The 19045-nt window shown below is 69.9% G+C and carries 15 protein-coding genes; 7 read left to right on the top strand and 8 right to left on the bottom strand.

Going from position 1 to position 19045, the window contains the following annotated elements; genetic code table 11:
* Positions 1-74: 74 nt before the first annotated feature.
* The 7 genes from WCE39_RS02105 to WCE39_RS02075 all read left to right on the top strand — a co-directional run bounded on the left by WCE39_RS02105 (position 75) and on the right by WCE39_RS02075 (position 11677).
* Positions 75-2063: an alpha/beta hydrolase family protein gene (locus tag WCE39_RS02105; RefSeq protein ID WP_343275064.1), complete on the top strand. Its 1989-nt coding sequence runs from the start codon at positions 75-77 to the stop codon at positions 2061-2063.
* 123 nt (positions 2064-2186) lie between these two features.
* The gene (locus WCE39_RS02100; RefSeq protein ID WP_343275063.1) at positions 2187-4178 is read left to right on the top strand and encodes an OPT family oligopeptide transporter; all 1992 of its coding nucleotides are present in this window, start codon (positions 2187-2189) and stop codon (positions 4176-4178) included.
* A 102-nt stretch (positions 4179-4280) separates the two neighbouring features.
* Positions 4281-6359, top strand: a complete 2079-nt coding sequence (locus tag WCE39_RS02095; protein ID WP_343275062.1) for a dipeptidyl-peptidase 5 — start codon at positions 4281-4283, stop codon at positions 6357-6359.
* A 207-nt stretch (positions 6360-6566) separates the two neighbouring features.
* Positions 6567-7793 (top strand): DUF819 family protein, encoded by a 1227-nt coding sequence (locus tag WCE39_RS02090; protein ID WP_449283949.1) that lies wholly within the window; start codon positions 6567-6569, stop codon positions 7791-7793.
* Positions 7790-8992 (top strand): glycosyltransferase family 2 protein, encoded by a 1203-nt coding sequence (locus tag WCE39_RS02085; RefSeq protein WP_343275061.1) that lies wholly within the window; start codon positions 7790-7792, stop codon positions 8990-8992. The genes WCE39_RS02090 and WCE39_RS02085 overlap by 4 nt, the downstream gene beginning before the upstream one ends.
* Complete coding sequence (locus tag WCE39_RS02080) at positions 8989-9705, top strand: methyltransferase domain-containing protein (RefSeq protein ID WP_343275060.1); 717 nt, start codon at positions 8989-8991, stop codon at positions 9703-9705. Before WCE39_RS02085 ends, WCE39_RS02080 begins: the two co-directional genes overlap by 4 nt.
* A gap of 52 nt (positions 9706-9757) precedes the next feature.
* Entirely contained in the window at positions 9758-11677 is a 1920-nt protein-coding gene (locus WCE39_RS02075) for a hypothetical protein (RefSeq protein ID WP_343275059.1), read from the top strand.
* Here WCE39_RS02075 and WCE39_RS02070 read toward each other — a convergent pair.
* From WCE39_RS02070 to WCE39_RS02035, 8 genes are all read right to left on the bottom strand, one after another.
* Positions 11644-11868: a YbdD/YjiX family protein gene (locus WCE39_RS02070; protein ID WP_343275058.1), complete on the bottom strand. Its 225-nt coding sequence runs from the start codon at positions 11866-11868 to the stop codon at positions 11644-11646. The genes WCE39_RS02075 and WCE39_RS02070 overlap by 34 nt on opposite strands.
* Positions 11868-13943, bottom strand: coding sequence for a carbon starvation CstA family protein (locus tag WCE39_RS02065; RefSeq protein ID WP_343275057.1), 2076 nt, complete (start codon positions 13941-13943; stop codon positions 11868-11870). The genes WCE39_RS02070 and WCE39_RS02065 overlap by 1 nt, the downstream gene beginning before the upstream one ends.
* 122 nt (positions 13944-14065) lie before the next feature.
* Positions 14066-15064, bottom strand: coding sequence for a magnesium and cobalt transport protein CorA (locus WCE39_RS02060; RefSeq protein WP_343275056.1), 999 nt, complete (start codon positions 15062-15064; stop codon positions 14066-14068).
* Between the two features lie 7 nt (positions 15065-15071).
* Positions 15072-16223 carry a lipoprotein N-acyltransferase Lnb domain-containing protein gene (locus WCE39_RS02055; protein ID WP_343275055.1) on the bottom strand — a complete coding sequence of 384 codons (1152 nt, stop codon included), beginning with the start codon at positions 16221-16223 and terminating at the stop codon, positions 15072-15074.
* An 88-nt stretch (positions 16224-16311) separates the two neighbouring features.
* Positions 16312-17190 (bottom strand): HlyC/CorC family transporter, encoded by an 879-nt coding sequence (locus WCE39_RS02050; protein WP_343275054.1) that lies wholly within the window; start codon positions 17188-17190, stop codon positions 16312-16314.
* 55 nt (positions 17191-17245) lie between these two features.
* A complete protein-coding gene (gene ybeY / locus WCE39_RS02045; protein ID WP_343275053.1) occupies positions 17246-17734 on the bottom strand; it encodes an rRNA maturation RNase YbeY in 489 nt (162 codons plus the stop codon).
* A 9-nt stretch (positions 17735-17743) separates the two neighbouring features.
* Positions 17744-18769, bottom strand: coding sequence for a PhoH family protein (locus WCE39_RS02040; RefSeq protein WP_343275052.1), 1026 nt, complete (start codon positions 18767-18769; stop codon positions 17744-17746).
* A 66-nt stretch (positions 18770-18835) separates the two neighbouring features.
* Positions 18836-19006, bottom strand: a complete 171-nt coding sequence (locus WCE39_RS02035) for a hypothetical protein (RefSeq protein WP_343275051.1) — start codon at positions 19004-19006, stop codon at positions 18836-18838.
* Positions 19007-19045: the final 39 nt, after the last annotated feature.

The following is a 19045-nucleotide window of genomic DNA, read 5'->3' as shown; positions in this document are numbered from 1 at the left end:
CATATGCGGACGCCGTGGGGAGCACGGCCGCCAGCGCGCCGGTTGCGCGCGTGGTCCGACACAAGGGGAAAACCATGTTCCGACTCGCCAAGGCCGCCTGCATCGGGGCTGCCCTGCTGGTCGCCTCGTCGATGCCCGTGGCCATCGCGGCCGGCCTCGACGTCGACGCCTTCGTCAAGCCTGACAGCTTCACCCAGATCAAGATCTCGCCGACCGGCGACTACTTCGCCGCCGCCGTGCCGCTGGCCGACAGCACCGGCCTTGCGATCCTGCGCCGCAGCGACAACACCCTGGTCGCGACCGCCAACCTCGGCCGCAACAAGCATGTCGCAGACTTCTGGTGGGTCAGCGACGGCCACGTGCTGTTCAGCGGCGCCGAGAAGATCGGCCAGCTCGACGAACCCCAGGCCACCGGCGACCTGTACGCCACCAGCGTCACCGGCAGCACCGAGATCCTGGTCGGCCAGAGCCTGAGGGTGATGACCACCGGCAGCCACATCAAGCCGAAGAAGATGGAGCGCGTCGCGGCGTTCCTGGTGGATACCCTGCGCGACAGCGAGACAGAGGTCCTGGTTTCGGTGGAACCCTTCACCAAGGATCCCTTCACGCGCGTCGACCGGATGAACATCCGCACCGGGCGCCGCACCACGGTGGCGCGCGCGCCCGTGCGCAACGCCAGGTTCCTCACCGACCACGCCGGCGAGGTGCGGGTCGCGCACGGCTTCCATACCGACAACGCCTGGCGCCTGTACCTGCGCAAGGGCAGGGGCGACGAGTGGACCCTGGTCAACAACGAGGCGATCAGCAACCGCGTGGACTCCCCGATCGGCTTCTCGGCCGACAACCGCACCCTCTACCTGCAGTCCGAGCGCGCGCAGGGCCCGGATGTCATCGTGGCCTACGACGTGGAAAGCGGCGAACGCAAGGACGTGCTGGGCGACGACGACCGCGATCCGTCGGCGATCATCCGCAGCACCATCGACGGCACGCCGGTTGGCGCCCTCTACCATGACGGCAAGGCGCGCACCGCGTTCTTCGACGAAGCCTCGAGCGATGCCCGCCAGTACCGCAGCCTGGAGGCTGCGTTTCCCGGGCAGTCGCCGCTGGTCACCTCGCAGACCAGGGATGGCAAGCTGACCCTGGTGCAGGTCGCCAGCGACCGCAATCCCGGTGACTACTACCTGTTCGACACCGAGCGGAAGAGTGCCGCACACGTGCTGAGCCGCCGCGCCTGGATCGACCCCGAGCGCATGGCGGAGGTCCGCCCGATCACCCTGGCGGCGCGCGACGGGCTGCAGCTGACGGGCTATGTCAGCATCCCGCACGGCTCGACCGGCAAGGACCTGCCGATGGTGGTGATGCCGCACGGCGGCCCCTACGGCGTCTACGAGGGCTGGTTCTTCGATGTCGACACGCAGCTGCTTTCGGCCGCGGGCTATGCGGTGCTGCGCCTGAACTTCCGCGGCTCCGGAAACCATGGCCGCAGCTACCAGCAGGCGGGTGCGCGCGAGTGGGGCGGCCAGATGCAGGACGACCTGACCGATGCCACCCGCTGGGTAGTTTCGCAGGGCATCGCCGACGGGCGCCGCGTGTGCATCCACGGCGGCAGCTACGGCGCCTACGCCGCGCTGATGGGCGCGGCCAGGGAGCCTTCGCTGTACAGGTGCGCGTCGGGCTATGTCGGCGTGTACGACCTGCCGATGATGCAGGCCAACACCGGCCGCCAGAGCAGGCGCCTGGGCAAGTGGTCGAAGGAATGGGTGGGCGAGGATGCGGCGGCGCTGGCCGCGGCGTCGCCCAACCGCATCGCCGACCGCATCAGGGTGCCCGTGTTCCTGGCCGCGGGCGGCGAGGACGAAGTGGCGCCGATCGAGCACAGCCACCGCATGGAGAAGGCGTTGGTGGCCGCGGGCGTGCCGGTGCAGACCCTGTACTACGACACCGAGGGCCACGGGTTCTACGTCGAGGCGAACCGCCGCGAGTACTACACCCGGCTGCTCGCCTTCCTCGGCGAGCACCTGGGCGGCGCCACCGCGGCGCCGCCGATGACCGCCGCAAACTAGGGCCGCCGCCGCGCCTCCGGCAGGGCACGCGGCCCCCGGCAGGCCGCGCCCACGGACCGCTGGACACGCCATGGCTCCAGCCATTAGCGTGTCCGCCTCCGCGGCGGAATGGGGGTGGCGTCGATGAACAAGGCAAGCCGCATCGGGGCCGTGCCCCAACTCACCATCCGCGCGGTCCTGCTGGCGATCATCCTCGCGGTGGTGCTGTCGGCGGCCAACGCCTACCTCGGCCTGTTCGCAGGCCTGACCATCGCCACCGCCATCCCGGCGGCGGTGGTGTCGATGGGGGTGCTGCGCCTGCTGGGCGGCGGCACCATTCTCGAGAACAACATCGTGCAGACCGGCGCATCGGCCGGCTCCTCGATCGCCGCCGGCGTGATCTTCACGATCCCGGCGCTGGTGATCCTCGGCTACTGGGACGACTTCCGCTATTCCTGGGTGCTGGCGATCGCGGGCCTCGGCGGCCTGCTGGGCGTGCTGTTCTCGGTGCCGCTGCGGCGCACGATGATCGTCGAGGACCCGCTGCCGTTCCCCGAGGGCAAGGCGGCCGCCGAGGTCCTGAAGGCCGGCGAGAACCCCGGCCCGGGGCTGAAGATCCTCGCCCTGGCCGCGGCCATCGGCGCCCTGGTCAAGCTCGCCGCGCAGAGCGGCATGCGCATGATCCCGGACAACGCGGTCGCCTCGGGCTTCCTCGGCAAGTACCTGGGCTACCTGGGCACCAACCTGTCGCCGGCGCTGCTGGGCGTGGGCTATATCGTGGGGCTCAACATCGGCATCGTGGTGCTGTCGGGCAGCATCCTGTCGTGGCATATCGCGATCCCGGTCTACCACGCGTTCTTCCTGGGCAGCGAGCCGGCGCTGGCGGCGTCGATCGCCGGCGCGCCCGCGGCCGACGCCGCCGGCGCGATCTGGTCCACGCAGATCCGCTACCTCGGCGTCGGCGCGATGCTGATCGGCGGCATCTGGACGCTGTTCTCGCTGCGCAGGTCGCTGCTGTCGGGCGTGAGGAGCGGCATCGCCGCCGCGCGCAAGGGCAGCGGCGAGATGGTCGCGGACACCGATCGCGACCTGCCGATGAAGTGGATGCTGGTGGCGCTGGTGGCCTTCGTGCTGCCGCTGGCCGTCCTGTACCACGCGATCGTCTCGTCGGATCCCGCGGTCGGCAACCCGTGGGCGATCGGCATCCTGATGACGATCATCATGATCGTCGCCGGCTTCCTGTTCGTGTCGGTGTCGGCCTACCTGGCCGGCCTGGTCGGTTCGTCGAACAATCCTGTCTCAGGCATCACCATCGCCACCATCCTGTTCGCCTCGGTGGTGCTGGTGCTGCTGCTCGGGCGCGAATCGCCGATCGGCGCGGTCGCCGCGATCATGATCGGCGCGGTGGTCTGCTGCGCCGCCGCCGTCGGCGGCGACAACCTCCAGGACCTGAAGGCCGGCTACATCGTTGGCGCGACACCGTGGAAACAGCAGCTGATGCTGGCCATCGGCGCCTTCTCCTGTGCGCTGATCATGGCGCCGGTGCTGAACCTGCTGGCCCAGGCCTATGGCATCGGCCCGCCGACGCCGGAGCAGCCGAACTCGCTGGCGGCACCGCAGGCGACGCTCATGGCCTCAGTCGCCAAGGGCATGTTCGGCGGCGACCTGCCGTGGACGATGATCGCGATCGGCGCGGGCGTCGGCGCGGCCATCATCGCCTTCGACGAATGGCTGAAGGCGCGAGGCTCGGCCTTCCGGGTGCCGGTGCTGGCGGCCGCCATCGGCATCTACCTGCCGCTGGAGCTGATGGTGCCGATCTTCGTCGGCGGCCTGCTGGCGCACCTGGTCGAGCGCAGGCACCGCATCGATCGCGATGACGAAGCCGCCCGTGACCGCATCCACCGCCCGGGCACGCTGTTCGCCGCGGGCCTGATCACCGGCGAGGCGCTGATGGGCATCGCCATCGCCGTGCCGATCGTGGTCAGCAAGCGCGCCGACGTGCTGGCGCTGCCGGCGTACCTGCACTTCAACCAGCTGGTGGGCCTGGCCGTGCTGGCCGTGGTCGGCTGGCTGCTGTACCGCAGCGGTGCCCGGCAGGACACCACGGCGGCGCCGGTGGAGCAGGGTCCCCGCTGAGGCACGCCGGGGCCCCGCGCGCGCGGCCCGCGGCTGCACCGCCCTTTGCGCCCGCCGCCGCCGGCCCCTACCATCGGGCCTTTCCGTCCGGAGTCCCGATCCATGCCGCGCATCGCCCTGTTGAGCCTGTGCCTGTTCGCCGCGCTGCCCGCGGTCGCCGATGCCCGCGGCCTCGAGGCGCGCGACCTTGCCGCCATGGAGCGCGTGTCATCGCCGACGCTGTCGCCGGACGGCAGGCATCTGGTATTCGCGCAGCGCACGGTCGACCTCGAAGCCAACAGCGCGTCTTCCGCCCTGTACGCGCGCAACCTGGTGACCCGCGACCTGGCGCCGCCGCACCGGCTCACGCCGGAGGGCTGGAACGTCAATTCGCCCTCGTTCTCGCCGGATGGCGCCACGGTCTACTTCCTCAGCGCGAAGAACGGCTCGCAGCAGCTGTACGCGATCCCGCTGGCCGGCGGCGAGCCGCGCCAGCTGACCGCGTTCGAAGCCGATGTCGGCACTTACCACGTCTCGCCCGACGGCAGCCGCATCGCGTTCAGTGCCGACACCTTCGGCGACTGTGGCGCGGACTTCGCCTGCACCAGCGCGCGACTGGACGAACGCAACGCGTCGAAGGCCACCGGCGTGGTCTACGACCAGCTGTTCGTCCGCCACTGGGACACCTGGGCCGATGGCCGCCGCAACCGCCTCTTCGTCGCCAGCCTGCCGGGCGGCAACGGCAAGCCGGTGGCCGCCGCCACCGCGGTGAGCGGCGCACTCGACGGCGACGTGCCTGGCAAGCCGTTCGGCGGCGCCGGTGATTACGCCTGGGCACCGGACGGCGCAAGCATCGTGGCCAGCGTGAACGTGGCCGGCCGCGAAGAGGCCTGGTCGACCAACTACGACCTCTTCCGCCTGGACGCCGCGGGTTCCGCGGCGCCAGTCAACCTGACTGCAGACAACAAGGCCTGGGACGCCGGCCCGGTGTTCAGCGCCGACGGCGACACCCTGTTCTACCGCGCCATGGCGCGCCCCGGCTTCGAGGCCGACCGCCATGCACTGATGGCGCTGGACCTCGCCAGCGGCGAGCGCCGGGAAATCGCGCCCGACTGGGACCGTTCGCCCAGCAGCATCACGCCGTCGCCCGACGGCCGCACGCTGTACGTGGCGGCGCAGGACACCGGCGAATACCCGCTGTTCACCGTCGACATCGCGAGCGGCGGGGTCACGCGCCTGGTCGATGGCGGCAGCGTGTCCGCGTTCGAAATCGCCGGTGACAGCCTGGTCTTCAGCCGCAACGCGCTCGACACCGGCGATGTCATCTACACGGCCTCGCTTGACGGCCAGGGCCAGCGCGCGATCACCCCGACCGCGTCCGAGCGCCTGCCCGGGGTCGACTTCGGCGCCTACGAACAGTTCAGCTTCAAGGGTGCGGACGACGCCACCGTGCACGGCTACGTGGTCAAGCCCTGGAACTTCGAGGAGGGCCGCGAGTATCCGGTGGCCTTCCTGATCCACGGCGGCCCGCAGGGCAGCTTCGGCAACGGCTGGAGCTACCGCTGGAACCCGCAGACCTATGCCGGCCAGGGCTATGCGGTGGTGATGATCGACTTCCACGGCTCCACCGGCTACGGCCAGGACTTCACCGATGCAATCACCGGCAACTGGGGCGATGCGCCGCTGGTCGACCTGCAGAAGGGCTGGGCGGCCGCGCAGGAAAAGTACGACTACCTGGACGGCGACCGCGCCTGCGCGCTTGGCGCCAGCTACGGCGGCTACATGATCAACTGGCTGGCCGGCAACTGGTTCGACCGCCAGGGCAACGCGCCGTTCAAGTGCCTGGTCAACCACGACGGCGTGTTCGACACCCGCTCGATGGGCTACGTGACCGAGGAGCTGTGGTTCACCGAGTGGGAGAACGGCGGCACGCCGTACGACAACCCGGAGGCCTACGAGAAGTTCAACCCGGTCAACCACGTGTCGAAGTGGAAGGTGCCGATGCTGGTGGTGCAGGGCGAGAAGGACTACCGCGTGCCGGTGGACCAGGGCCTGTCCGCGTTCACCGCGCTGCAGCGCCGGGGCATCGAGTCGAAGCTGCTGTACTTCCCCGACGAGAACCACTGGGTGCTCAAGCCGCAGAACAGCATCCTCTGGCACGACACCGTCAACGCCTGGCTGAAGCAGCACATCGGCCGGTAAGCGCACCCGCGCGCGGCCGGCTCCCTGCCGGCCGCGCGTCATCCTGCATCCACCTATCCTGGCCGCAGCCATCGCTGCGCCTCCATGACCGACAGGAACCTGCCGATGGCCCCTGCCTCCACCGCGCCCGGCGCCTCCGCCGAAGCCGCCGCCATCGACGCCCTGGATCCGCTCGGCGCCGCCGATGCGATCGATACCGTCGCGCCGCTGATCACCAACGACATCGTGGTGTTCGGCCTGATCGCCTCGTCGCTGGGGCTGATCTTCTGGCTGGCCTCGGGGCCGACCCCGTTCTGGAAGAAGTTCTTCGCATGGGTGCCGGCGCTCCTGCTTTGCTACTTCGTGCCTGCGATCTACAACACGGCCGGGCTGATCGATGGCGAAAGCAGCGCGCTCTATAACCCGGTTGCCAGTCGCGTATTGCTGCCGGCGGCCCTGGTGCTGCTGACGCTGTCGATCGACCTCAAGGGCGTCCTCAAGCTCGGGCCGCGGCTGCTGTTCGTATTCTGCGCCGGCACCCTGGGCATCGCCCTGGGTGCCTTCACCAGTTTCCAGCTGATGGAGTGGTTCTGGCCGGAGGCCGTGGCCGGCGACACCTGGAAGGGCATGGCCGCGATGTCGGGCAGCTGGATCGGCGGCGGCGCCAACATGGTGGCGATCCGCGAGATCTACGAGGTCGACGCAACCCTGTTCGGCCAGTTCGCCGTGGTCGACGTCGCCATCGCCAGCCTGTGGCTGGCCACGCTGCTGTTCCTGGCCAACCGCGCCCCGCAGATCGACGCCCGCACCGGCGCCGACACGCGCGCCATCGACGAGATGAAGGACCGCATTTCGGCCTACGAGGCCGCCAATTCCCGCATCCCGTCGCTCACCGACCTGATGGTGATCGTGGGCGTGGCCTTCGGCCTGGTCGGCCTGGCGCATTTCGTCGCCGACCCGGCCTCGGCCTGGTTCAAGGCCAACGCACCATGGTCCAGCCAGTTCAGCCTCGACGCGCCCTTCGTCTGGGTGATCGTGCTGTCCACGCTGGGCGGCCTGCTGCTCAGCTTCACGCCGATGCGGCGGCTGGAGAACGCCGGCGCGTCGAAGATGGGCACGGTGTTCCTCTACTTCCTGATCGCCTGCATCGGCATGCAGATGGACTTCTTCAAGCTCGCCGAGCGCCTGGAGCTGGTGGTGATCGGCCTGATCTGGATGTCGGTGCACATCATCGTGCTGGTGGCGGCGGCGAAGCTGGTGCGCGCGCCGCTGTTCTATTTTGCTGTGGGCTCGCAGGGCAACATCGGCGCCGCGGCGTCCGCGCCGGTGGTGGCGGCCGCCTTCCATCCCACGCTCGCGCCGGTAGGCGTGCTGCTGGGCACGGTGGGCTACGCCACGGGCACCGTGATCGCCTATGGCATCGGCCAGGTCCTGCGGGTGATGGCCGGGGCATGAGCACCGGGCCCGCCACGACGGCGCCAGGCATGGCCGCGGCGGGGCCCGGGCTCGAGCTCACCATCCTCATGCCCTGCCTCGACGAGGCGGAAACCCTGGCCACCTGCGTCCGCAAGGCGCAGGCCTTCCTGGCGGGCTCCGGCGTGCAGGGCGAAGTGCTGGTGGCGGACAACGGCAGCGTCGACGGTTCCCGCGAGATCGCGCTCGCCGAGGGCGCGCGCGTGGTCGAGGTTCCCGAGCGCGGCTATGGCGCCGCGCTCCTGGCCGGGATCGCACATGCGCGCGGCCGCTTCGTGGTGATGGGCGACGCCGACGACTCCTACGACTTTTCGCGGATCATGCCGTTCGTCGAAGGCCTTCGCGGCGGCAGCGACCTGGTGATCGGCAACCGCTTCCGCGGCGGCATCGCGAAGGACGCCATGCCCTTCCTGCACAGGTACCTCGGCAATCCCGTGCTGAGCTTCCTCGGGCGGCTGTTCTTCGGCGTCAAGGTGGGCGATTTCCACTGTGGCCTGCGCGGCTTCGATCGCGACCGGTTCCTTGCGCTCGGGCTTGCGGGGCGCGGCATGGAATTCGCCAGCGAGATGGTGGTGAAGGCGTCGCTCGCCGGCTACCGCATCAGCGAGGTGCCGACCACCCTGCAGCCCGACGGGCGGTCCCGGGCGCCGCACCTGCGCACCTGGCGCGACGGATGGCGGCACCTGCGCTTCCTGCTGGTCCACAGCCCGCGCTGGCTGTTCCTGCTGCCCGGCGCGGCGCTGGCGGCCGTGGGCATGGCGGCCATGGCTGTGATCGGCGTGAGCAGCGTGGAGATCGGCGGCCTGAACCTCGACGTGCACACCCTGTCCTATGCCGGCGCGGCGATCGTGCTGGGCGTGCAGATGGTGCTGTTCGCCGTGCTCACCACCTCGATGGGAATCCGCCATGGCTGGCTGCCGGCCGATGGCCGCCGCAGGGGACTGCTGGCGGCCTTCACGCTGGAGCGCTGCCTGGTCGCGGCGCTGCTGATGTTCCTCGCCGGCGTCGCGATGTCGCTTTACGCGGTGTACCTGTGGGCCGAGCGCGACTTCGGCGTGCTGGACCCCAGCACCACCATGCGCTGGGTGATTCCGTCGGTCACGCTTATGGGCGTCGGCGGCCAGGTCGGCCTGGCCGCGTTCTTCCTGGAGGCGCTGCGACTGCCGGACGCCGCGAGGTGAGCGGCCCGCGCGGCATCGGCGCGCAGTACAACGCCGCCCGTGGCGGGGGAGCCACCGATCGCGTCTCCACCTTCATGCGGCGCCGGATGTATGCGCGCTTCATCGCCGCCGGCGTGGCCGACGATGACCGGATCCTCGATGTCGGCGTCACCAGCGACCGCGAGCAGCTCGCGTCCAACTACCTGGAGGCATGGCACCCGCGCAAGGACACGATCACCGCCTGCGGCCTCGACGATGCCTCGTTCCTGGAAGAGGTGTACCCGGGCATGCGCTTCGTGCGCGGCGACGGCAAGGACCTGCCATTTCCCGACGCAAGCTTCGACTGGGTGCATTCCAGCGCGGTCCTGGAGCACGTGGGTTCGGCGGCCGAGCAGGCCAGGTTCATCGCCGAACTGCACCGGGTGAGCAGGAAGGGCATGTTCCTGACCACGCCCAACCGCTGGTTCCCTGTCGAGTTCCACACCGTGCTGCCGCTTTTGCACTGGCTGCCAAGGCCCTGGTTCCGGGCGCTGCTGCGGCGGCTCGGGCACCACGCGCTGTCGCTGGAGGAAAACCTCAACCTCATGGGGCGGCGCGAGCTCGCCGAGGCATGTGCGCAGGCCAGGCTGCCGGCATGGGAGATCGACAGCGTCTCGCTGCTGGGCTGGCCGAGCAACCTGCTGCTGGTCGCGCACCGTCCCCGACCGGCATCGGTGGCGGGACAGCGGCAGTGAGGGCGGACGGGTGACGGTCGGGGCCGGCATCGACGCGAAGCGGGGGTGGGCATTGGCCGCGGTCGTCGCGGCGTCATCGCTCCTGTTCATCACCCTGGTCCACCACCTGCCGGTGTCGATCCTGGCCGGCGCGGGCCACGACGACGCATGGTTCTGGCAGCGGGCCGAGAGCATTGCCGCCGGCCAGTGGCTCGGCGCGTTCGACCAGATGACCCTCATCAAGGGCCCGGGCTATCCGCTGTTCCTCGCCGCAAGCCACGCCTTGGGCCTGCCGGGCACGACGATGCAGGCGGTGCTCCATTGTCTCGCGTGCCTGCTGCTTGGCGTCGCGGTGCACCGCATGTGCGGGCGTCCGCAGCTGTCGACGCTGCTGGTGGTCGCCCTGCAGTGGCAGCCGGCGGCACTGGGCTGGAACCGCGTGATCCGCGACAACATCGGCGGCGCCCAGGTCATGCTCGCGCTCGCCTGCCTGCTGCTCTTCATGTACGCGCCGCGACGGGCCCGCCGCGGCTTGCGCTGGGCGGTGCTGGCCGGACTGGCGTGCGGATGGCTGTGGTCCACGCGCGAGGATGCGGTGTGGGTGGTGCCCGGCTTCGCGCTGCTGCTCCTGGCCCATGTCGCGACGGGCTGGCGCAGTGCCGGGGAACGACGGCGTAACGGAATCGGCATCGCGCTCGTCGGGCTCGGATTCGCCGCATGGATGTCGCTGTTGGCGGGCATCAACCTGGCCAGCTACGGCGTGTTCACCACGGTCGACACCCGTGCCTCGCCTTACCGCGACACCCTCTCGGCGCTGCACCGCGTGCGCGTGGGGCCGCCGGTGCCATACGTGCCCGTGCCGGGGCCGGTGCGGGAAGCGGTCTACGGTGCGAGTCCCTCGTTCGCGCGCCTGCGTTCCTACCTCGAGGACCCGGCGCGGCGCGGCGGCGATGCCTGCCGGCAGGCACCGGACGCCTGCATCGACTACAGCGGCGGACGGTTCCTGTGGGTGCTGCGCGCAGCCGCCGCGTCCATCGGTGAATACCGGTCCGCACCCGCGGCCGACGCGTATTTCCGCCGTGTGGCCGATGAGATCGGCGCCGCCTGCGGCGTCGGGACGCTGGCGTGCACGAGCCCGCTTGTCGCCAGCATCCCGCCTGTGGACCAGGCGCAGTGGAAGACCGTTCCGGGGCGCATCGGCACGGCGGCGGCGCTGCTTGCCTGGCAGGGCGTAGGCGGCGGCCAGCCGCCGAGCGACACGGCCGTCGGCCATGCCGGGGCGATGTGGCGCTTCGTCGGCGAGCCGCCGGTGCGCGATCCACCCGGGGCCCTGGGCGTGCGGGTGGGCGGATGGTTCCATGGCGCGCCCACGGAATGGCTGGTGCTGCGCTGCGCGGCGCCCGACGCACGCGTGGCCGTGGAGCGCAGGCCAAGCCCCGACGTCGCCCGGCACTTCCAGGACCCGGGCGCGGGCATGAACCGCTTCGACCTGGCCGCGCCGGCCATCGAGGGCTGCGCATTCCAGTCCACCGCCGGTCCAGGCGAAGTGCCGCTCACGTCGTTCGCGGCGACGCCCACGTCGTCACGCCTGGGGTCGGGAACCTTGAACATCGATGCGATGTCCACGGGCATCCCCCTGGCGGCGCGCGAGGAGGCCTGGCCGCGCGCAGCGAGGCATGTCGTCTGGGAAATCCATGCGCGGATCCTGCCGTGGCTGGTCGCCGCAGGCCTGTTGGCCTTCGCCTGGAACATGCTGCGTGCGGCGGGCCGCCTGTGGCTTTCACCGCTGCAGGCGCTGGCGGCGTCGGCCTGGTGCCTGGTGGCCGCGCGCGTCGGCCTGCTGGTGCTGGTGGACATGTCGGCGTTCGCGGCAATCCGCATCGACTACCTGCAGCCGGCGTTCCCGCTGCTGCTGCTCGCGGCCATCGCTTCGCTGGCCGCGCTTGGAGACGGCCGGCCTCAGCAGCAGCGGAACCCCCCGCGCCCGCCGTAGCGGGCCTCCTGGCGCTCGCGGAAGAAGGTCGGGTAGTCCATCGGCTCCCGATCCGGGTGTTTCTCCAGCACGTGGCGCACGTAGTTGTCGTAGTCCGGGATCCCGCAGCACAGCCGGGCGGTCTGCACCATCCTCCGCCACACGCGCCTGTGCGTGGCGAAGTCGTCCAGCGTGACCAGCTGCCCGGCCATCAGAGCCAGACCTTCTGCTGTTCTTCGGTCAGCGCGACGTAGGGCGTCTCGCGATCGCTGCGCACCGGGTTGGCGCGCGCCTTGCGGACCGCGAGCACCGAGTAGAACAGCACCGCCAGCACCACGAACATGAAGAGCGCCGTCAGCCCCGCGTTGACGTAGTTGTTGATCATGATCTGCTGCATGCCGCCGAAGTCCTTCGACGGCGCGATCAGTTCGCCCGCATCGAGCGCCGCGCGGTACTTGTTGGCCTGGGCCATGAAGCCCACGCCCGGATTGCCGTCGAAGATCTTGATCCAGCCTGCGCTGAGCGTGCAGAGCAGCAGCCACACCGTGGGCACGATCGACACCCAGGCGTAGCGGTCCTTCTTCATCTTGAACAGCACCACCGTGCACAGCATCAGTGCGATGCCGGCCAGCATCTGGTTGGCGATGCCGAACAGCGGCCACAGCATGTTGATGCCGCCCAGCGGGTCGGTGACGCCCTGGTAGAGGAAGTAGCCCCACAGCGCCACGCAGCCCGCGGTGGCGAGCAGGTTGGGCACCCACGCGTCGGTCCTGCGCATGACCGGCACGAAATTGCCGAGCAGGTCCTGCAGCATGAAGCGCCCGGCGCGGGTGCCGGCGTCGACCGCAGTGAGGATGAACAGCGCCTCGAACAGGATCGCGAAGTGGTACCAGAACGCCATCATCCCATCGCCCGGGATCACCGCGTGGAAGATCTGGGCGATGCCCACCGCCAGCGTCGGCGCGCCGCCGGCGCGGGAGATGATCGAAGCCTCGCCGACGTCGCTGGCGGTCTGGACCAGCACGTCCGGCGTGACCACGAAGCCCCAGCTCGACACGACCTGCGCGACCGCGGCCGGGTCGGTGCCGATGATCGCCGCCGGGCTGTTCATGGCGAAGTACACGCCCGGGTCGATGATCGAGGCCGCGACCATGGCCATGATCGCCACGAACGATTCCATCAGCATGCCGCCGTAACCCAGGTAGGGCGCGTGGCGCTCGTTGGCCATCAGCTTGGGCGTGGTGCCCGACGCGATCAGCGCGTGGAAGCCCGACACCGCGCCGCAGGCGATGGTGATGAACAGGAAGGGAAACATCGAGCCCTTCCACACCGGGCCGGTGCCGTCGGTGAACTGGGTCAGCGCGGGCATGCGCAGCTCGGGCATCACGATCAGGATGCCGACCGCCAGGCCCAGGATCACGCCGATCTTCAGGAAGGTGGACAGGTAGTCGCGCGGTGCCAACAGCAGCCATACCGGCAGCACCGCCGCCACGAAGCCGTAGCCGATCAGCATCCAGGTGATCTGGATGCCGGTGAAGGTGAAGGCCGGGCCCCAGGTCGGGTGCGCGGCGACTTGGCCGCCGTACCAGATCGCCGCCACCAGCAGCACCAGCCCGATCACCGAGATCTCGCCGACCCTGCCGGGCCGGAGGTAGCGCATGTAGATGCCCATGAAGATCGCGATCGGCATCGTCGCGATCACGGTGAACATGCCCCAGGGACTCTCGGCCAAGGCTTTCACCACGATCATGGCCAGCACCGCCAGGATGATGATCATGATCAGGAAGGCGCCGAACAGCGCGATGGTGCCGGGCACCTGGCCCATCTCCTCGCGCACCAGGTCGCCGAGCGAACGTGCATCGCGGCGGCTGGACACCACCAGCACCATGAAGTCCTGCACCGCGCCGGCAAGCACCACGCCGATGATCAGCCACAGCGTCCCGGGCAGGTAGCCCATCTGCGCCGCCAGTACCGGGCCGACCAGCGGGCCGGCGCCGGCGATCGCTGCGAAGTGATGGCCGAACAGCACGTGCTTGTTGGTGGGCACGTAGTCGAGGCCATCATTGTTGAGCATCGCCGGCGTGGCGCGGCTGGCGTCCAGAGCGAACACCCTGTCGCCGATGAAGCGCGCATAGAAGCGGTATGCCACGAGGTAGATCGAGACCGCGGCGACGACGATCCAAAGCGCGTTGATGGGTTCGCCGCGACGCAGGGCGATCGTTCCGAGGCAGAACGCACCGAGCAGCGCGAGTACCGCCCAGGCCAGCTTTCCGAGTCCACCCTTCATGCGATTCCCCTTCCAGGTTGCAGGCGGGACAAGCGTCTACCCGCGGCGGGCCGCGGTCAATCACCTATGCTGCAATGCGGCATCATCGCGCCTGGGACTTTGGTCGCAGGCGGCGGCCCCCCTCAGAGCCATCTCACCTTGCGCAGGTACGCGTAGAGCGCGGCCACCACCACCACCACCGCTCCCGCCAGCACCGCATAGCTCCAGCGGCCCGACAGTTCGGGCATGTGCGCGAAGTTCATGCCGTACCAGCTGGTGATCAGGGTGGGCGCAGCCAGCAGCGCGGCCCACCCGGCAAGCCGCTTCACGACCTCGCCCTGGGCCAGGGTCACCATCGCATGGTTGACGCTGAGCGCCGTGCCAAGCATGTCGCGCAGCATGTCGATGCTGTCGTTGATCCGCACCGAGTGGTCGAGGACGTCGCGCAGGTACAGGCGGATCTCGTCGTGCAGCAGGGGCGTGTTGCTGCGCAGCAGCTGCGACAGCACGTCCTGCATCGGAGTCAGGGATACGCGCATGTACGTCAGCTCGCGCTTGAGGTCGTACAGGCGGCGCAGGATGCCGCGGTGGAAGGTGTCGCGGAAGATGTCCTGTTCCAGCGCCAGCAGGGTCGCCTTGAACTCGTCCACGATCGGCACGTAGTCGTCGACGATCGCGTCGAGCACCGCGTACAGGGCGAAGCCCGGGCCCAGCCCCAGCAGCTCGGGGTCGCGCTCCATCCGGGCCCGCGCCGGTGCGTAGGACACCGAGGCGCCGTGGCGCACGGTCACGAGGTAGCGGGGGCCGAGGAAGGCATGGGTTTCGCCGTAGCGGATGTGTTCGTCGACCACCTGCGCGGTGTTGGCCGCCACGAACAGCGAGTCGCCATAGGCTTCCAGCTTGGGACGCTGGTGGGCGTGGTGGGCGTCCTCGACGGCCAGCGCGTGGAGGCCGAACTCTTCCTGCAGCTTGGCGAGCACCGCTTCGTCGGGCTCGAACAACCCCACCCAGACGAAGCTGCCGTCGTCGACGGCGAGCACGTCGCTGATTTCGTCGAGGCTGATGTCGCGCCGCCGACCCTGGCGATCGTAGGCGGCGTTGTTGATGACGCAGGCGGGCAGCGGCGGCGCGGGGGCGGTCATCGCCGCATCATGCCCCTTCGCGCCTGGGGCGTCGAAGGACCGCCAGCAGTGCCAGCTGCAGCGGCAGCATCAAGGCGATCCAGTGGCCATTGCGCTGCGACTGCAGCGGCATCCACAGCAGGAACGGCGACAGCAGGGCGAGCACGGCGACGATGCCCGACAGGACCCGGAACGCCGCGCCGCCGTCGCCGCCGCGCGCGATGCGCCACGCACCAGGAAGCAGCAAAAGGCACAGCGGGTTGAACAGGGCCAGGTTGTGGTTGGCCCAGCCGAAGCGGTGCGCGGTGCCCAGCCAGATGTACAGCATGAGCGCGCCGACCAGGGCGCAGGCCAGCCAGGTTGCCATCGCCGCCCAGGCCACGGCGCGAGGGTGCCCGCGTTGCGACCAGGCGAGTGCGGCCAGCGCGAGTCCGGCGACGAGCCACGGGATCCAGGCCACGCGGCGCGGTTCCGGCTCCGGGTCCAGGCGGTGCGGCAGCAGTGCCTGCTCGGACGCCACCAGCGGTTGGCCGTCGGCACGCTGCACGTCACGCAGCGCGGCGGCCAGGCGCATCGGCACGAAGGCGTCGTCCCAGAGCGCGTTCGGGCGGTCGGCGGCCGGCCCCAGGCCGAGGTCGAAGCCCAGCGCCATCCACGCCGCGGGGCGCGCAAGGCGCACGGCTTCGCTGCGGTAGGTGTTGCCCTGCGAGCGGCCCTGCATGTGCCGGCGCAGCGCACCGCCGAGAGTGTCGTCGAGCGCATCGCGCACGCGCGTGGAACAGTTGTCGGTGAAGTAGTCGTAGGCGTAGCCGGCGTTCTCGGGGCGCGCGTTTTCAGCGAGCCGGGCGGCGAGGCCGGCGGCCTGGGTGGCGTCGAGATCAAGCCATTGGATCGAAACCCCACGGCCGACGTCGCGATAGTAGGCAAGGTCGTCGGCGAGGGGCAGGACAACCAGGCGGTAGTGCATGTCGCCGCGCGCGAACCGGGCCACGAAGTCCGGCTCGTCCGGATCAAAGAAGCCGAAGTTGTAGGAGAGAGGCGGGCCGGCCTCCGGGTCATCGACCACGATCGCGTTGTGGCCGAAGCGTTCGAAGAAGATCTCGCCGGGCTGCATGGTGACCACGCCGATGCGCGGCGCCGCCAGCGCCGGCAGCGCGCAGGCGAGGAGGGCAAGCAGCATGGTGAGGGCCAGGCGCCGGGCAAGGGTGTGCCTGGCGTGTGGCGCGCGAACCGGGCCCGCGGACATGCCGGCGGGTGCCCGGCGGGGCTCAGTCGCCATGGATCGACAGGTGCAGCGCGTGCAGCCGGCGCGCGTCGGCACTGGCGACGCGGAAGCTGAAGCGACCAAGCGTCAGCTCTTCGCCGGTTTCCGGCAGGTGGCCGATGGCCGCGGTGACCAGGCCGCCGATCGTGTCGTACTCGTCGTCGTCGAAGTCGGCGCCGAAGCGCTCGTTGAAGTCGTCGATCGGGGTGAGTGCGTCGATCACGTACTGGCCGTCGGCCTGGGCGGCGATCAGGGCTTCGGGGTCTTCGGCGTCGTCGTGTTCGTCATCGATCTCGCCGACGATCTCTTCCAGCACGTCCTCGATCGTGATCACGCCGGCCACGCCGCCGTATTCGTCGATCACGATCGCCATGTGGTTGCGCGACTGGCGGAACTCGCGCAGGAGCACGTTGAGCTTCTTCGATTCCGGGATCAGCACCGCCGGGCGCAGCAGCTCGCGCACCGTGCCGGGGCCGTTGTCGGCCACCACGCCGCGCAGCAGGTCCTTGGCCAGCAGGATGCCGAGGATCTCGTCCTTGTCCTCGCCGTGCACCGGGAAGCGCGAATGGCCGGATTCCACCACCTCCTTCATCAGGTCGATGAAGCGCGACTCGACCGGCAGCGAGACCATCTGCGAACGCGGCACCATGACGTCGCCCACGGTCATGTCGGACACCGCGATCGCGCCCTCCATCATGCGCAGGGTGTCGGCCTCCACCAGGCCGTCGGCCTGGGCGTCGCGCAGCAGCTCCAGCAGGTCGTCGCGGGTGGTGGGATCACCGGAAATCGCGGAGCTCAGGCGCTCCAGCCAGCCGCGGCGCCGTTCCGGGTGATCCGGAGTCGCACCGTTGTTGCCCTGGCTACTACTGTCGTCTTCGGACATCTCGCTCGTGTCATCGCCCTGGGGGAAGGGCGGCCCTGCAGTTTACCGCGTCCGCTCAGGCCACGCGGTAGGGATCGTCGATGCCCAGCCCGGCCAGGATTTCCCGCTCCAGCTGCTCCATCGCCTCGGCCTCGACGTCGTTGCCGTGGTCCCAGCCCAGCAGGTGCAGGCTGCCGTGGACGGTCAGGTGGGCGTAGTGTGCGGCCAGGGACTTGCCCTGCTCGAGGGCCTCGCGGGCGATGACCGGGGCGCAGAGCACCAGGTCACCCAGGAGCGGCATGCGCACGCCGGCGGGCAGCTTGATGTCCTCGTCGAGCTCGGCCGGGAAGCTGAGCACGTTGGTCGCGTAATCCTTGCCGCGGTAATGGCGGTTCAGGGAGCGGCCTTCCTTCTCGTCCACCAGGCGGATGGCGAGGTCGGCCTCGCGGATGCGCCCGGCCAGCGCTGCGGCCACCCACTTGCGGAAGCTCACCGCCGCCGGCAGCCCGGCGCGGGGCAGGGCATAGCCGACGGCGACATCGAGGCGGACCGGGCCCTTGGTCATGCCGGCAGTCTACGCCGCGCCGGTGGACGCGTCCTGCGCGTCGCGGCGCTCGTACGCGTTCACGATGCGCGCCACCAGCGGATGGCGGACCACGTCGCGTGACTCGAAGAAGGTGAAGCTTGTGCCCTCGACATCGTGCAGCACCTCAACCGCGTCGCGCAGGCCCGACTTCACCGACTTCGGCAGGTCGATCTGGGTGAGGTCACCGGTGACCACCGCGGTGCTGCCGAAGCCGAGCCGGGTCAGGAACATCTTCATCTGTTCGATGGTGGTGTTCTGGGCCTCGTCGAGGATCACGTAGGCGTCGTTGAGGGTGCGTCCGCGCATATAGGCCAGCGGCGCGATCTCGATGACGTTCTTCTCCAGCAGCCGGAGCACGTTTTCCACGCCCAGCATCTCGTACAGCGCGTCGTACAGCGGGCGCAGGTAGGGATCGACCTTCTGCGAGAGGTCGCCGGGCAGGAAGCCGAGCTTCTCGCCGGCCTCGACCGCCGGGCGTACCAGCACCAGGCGCTGCACGCGGGATTCGTTGAGCGCCTCGACCGCGCTGGCCACGGCCAGGAAGGTCTTGCCTGTGCCCGCCGGGCCGATACCGAAGTTGATGTCGTGGGTCGCGATCGCGTGCAGGTACTTCTGCTGGTTCGCACCGCGGCCGCGGATGGTGCCGCGCTTGACCCGGATCGCGACCTCCTGCGGCACGTAGTCCGGATCGGCGTCGCGCGCCGCCCCTGCGCCGCTGCCGGCGTCCAGGTCGTCCGCCGCGGCGCGAACGGCGTTCAGGCGCAGGTTGATGCCGTGGCCGTCGAAGGTTTCGGCGCCGGCCTCGCCGTACAGGTCGCGCAGCAGGCGTTCGGCGCCGTCGACGCGCCCGGCATCGTCGCCGGTGACCCGGAACACGTTGCCGCGATTGGCGATCTCGACGCCCAGGGCCAGTTCGATCTGGCGAAGGTGGCCGTTGAAGGGTCCGCTGAGGTTGGCCAGCCGTTCGGTATCGGCGGGTTCGAGGGTGAAGTCGCGCTGGTGTGGGCTGGACATAGTGCGGAAGGGTAGCGCGCCGCCCGTCCCGGGACCATGATCGCCGGTCCACGCTCCGGCCGATGCCTAGCGCGGCGGCAGCTGGTCCGCTTGGTCCGGCCGTTCCGGCTGGCGCGGAGCGATGCCCGCCAGGCCGCGTGCCAGCAGGACGACGCCGATCCCGGCCATCAGCAGTGATCCGCCAAACCAGATCCAGCCGACGACACCGGCCGTTCCGCCGTCGCGCACCAGATACATCCAGGTGCGCGCCAGGCCCAGGACGGCCAGCCCGCAAAG

Source organism: Luteimonas yanweni, from assembly GCF_039548475.1.
Taxonomy (GTDB): domain Bacteria; phylum Pseudomonadota; class Gammaproteobacteria; order Xanthomonadales; family Xanthomonadaceae; genus Luteimonas.
Note: the sequence above shows the minus strand (reverse complement) of the source record. Positions and strands in the feature narration are given on the sequence as shown.

Bases quoted from the DNA above. Each gene is read 5' to 3' on its own strand.
- ybeY (WP_343275053.1), bottom strand. From the start codon at position 17,734: ATGACCAAGGGCCCGGTCCGCCTCGATGTCGCCGTCGGCTATGCCCTG.
- WCE39_RS02070 (WP_343275058.1), bottom strand. From the start codon at position 11,868: ATGGCCGGGCAGCTGGTCACGCTGGACGACTTCGCCACGCACAGGCGC.
- WCE39_RS02100 (WP_343275063.1), top strand. From the start codon at position 2,187: ATGAACAAGGCAAGCCGCATCGGGGCCGTGCCCCAACTCACCATCCGC.
- WCE39_RS02050 (WP_343275054.1), bottom strand. From the start codon at position 17,190: ATGTCCGAAGACGACAGTAGTAGCCAGGGCAACAACGGTGCGACTCCG.
- WCE39_RS02095 (WP_343275062.1), top strand. From the start codon at position 4,281: ATGCCGCGCATCGCCCTGTTGAGCCTGTGCCTGTTCGCCGCGCTGCCC.
- WCE39_RS02060 (WP_343275056.1), bottom strand. From the start codon at position 15,064: ATGACCGCCCCCGCGCCGCCGCTGCCCGCCTGCGTCATCAACAACGCC.
- WCE39_RS02065 (WP_343275057.1), bottom strand. From the start codon at position 13,943: ATGAAGGGTGGACTCGGAAAGCTGGCCTGGGCGGTACTCGCGCTGCTC.
- WCE39_RS02035 (WP_343275051.1), bottom strand. From the start codon at position 19,006: ATGTATCTGGTGCGCGACGGCGGAACGGCCGGTGTCGTCGGCTGGATC.
- WCE39_RS02040 (WP_343275052.1), bottom strand. From the start codon at position 18,769: ATGTCCAGCCCACACCAGCGCGACTTCACCCTCGAACCCGCCGATACC.
- WCE39_RS02105 (WP_343275064.1), top strand. From the start codon at position 75: ATGTTCCGACTCGCCAAGGCCGCCTGCATCGGGGCTGCCCTGCTGGTC.
- WCE39_RS02085 (WP_343275061.1), top strand. From the start codon at position 7,790: ATGAGCACCGGGCCCGCCACGACGGCGCCAGGCATGGCCGCGGCGGGG.
- WCE39_RS02055 (WP_343275055.1), bottom strand. From the start codon at position 16,223: ATGCTGCTTGCCCTCCTCGCCTGCGCGCTGCCGGCGCTGGCGGCGCCG.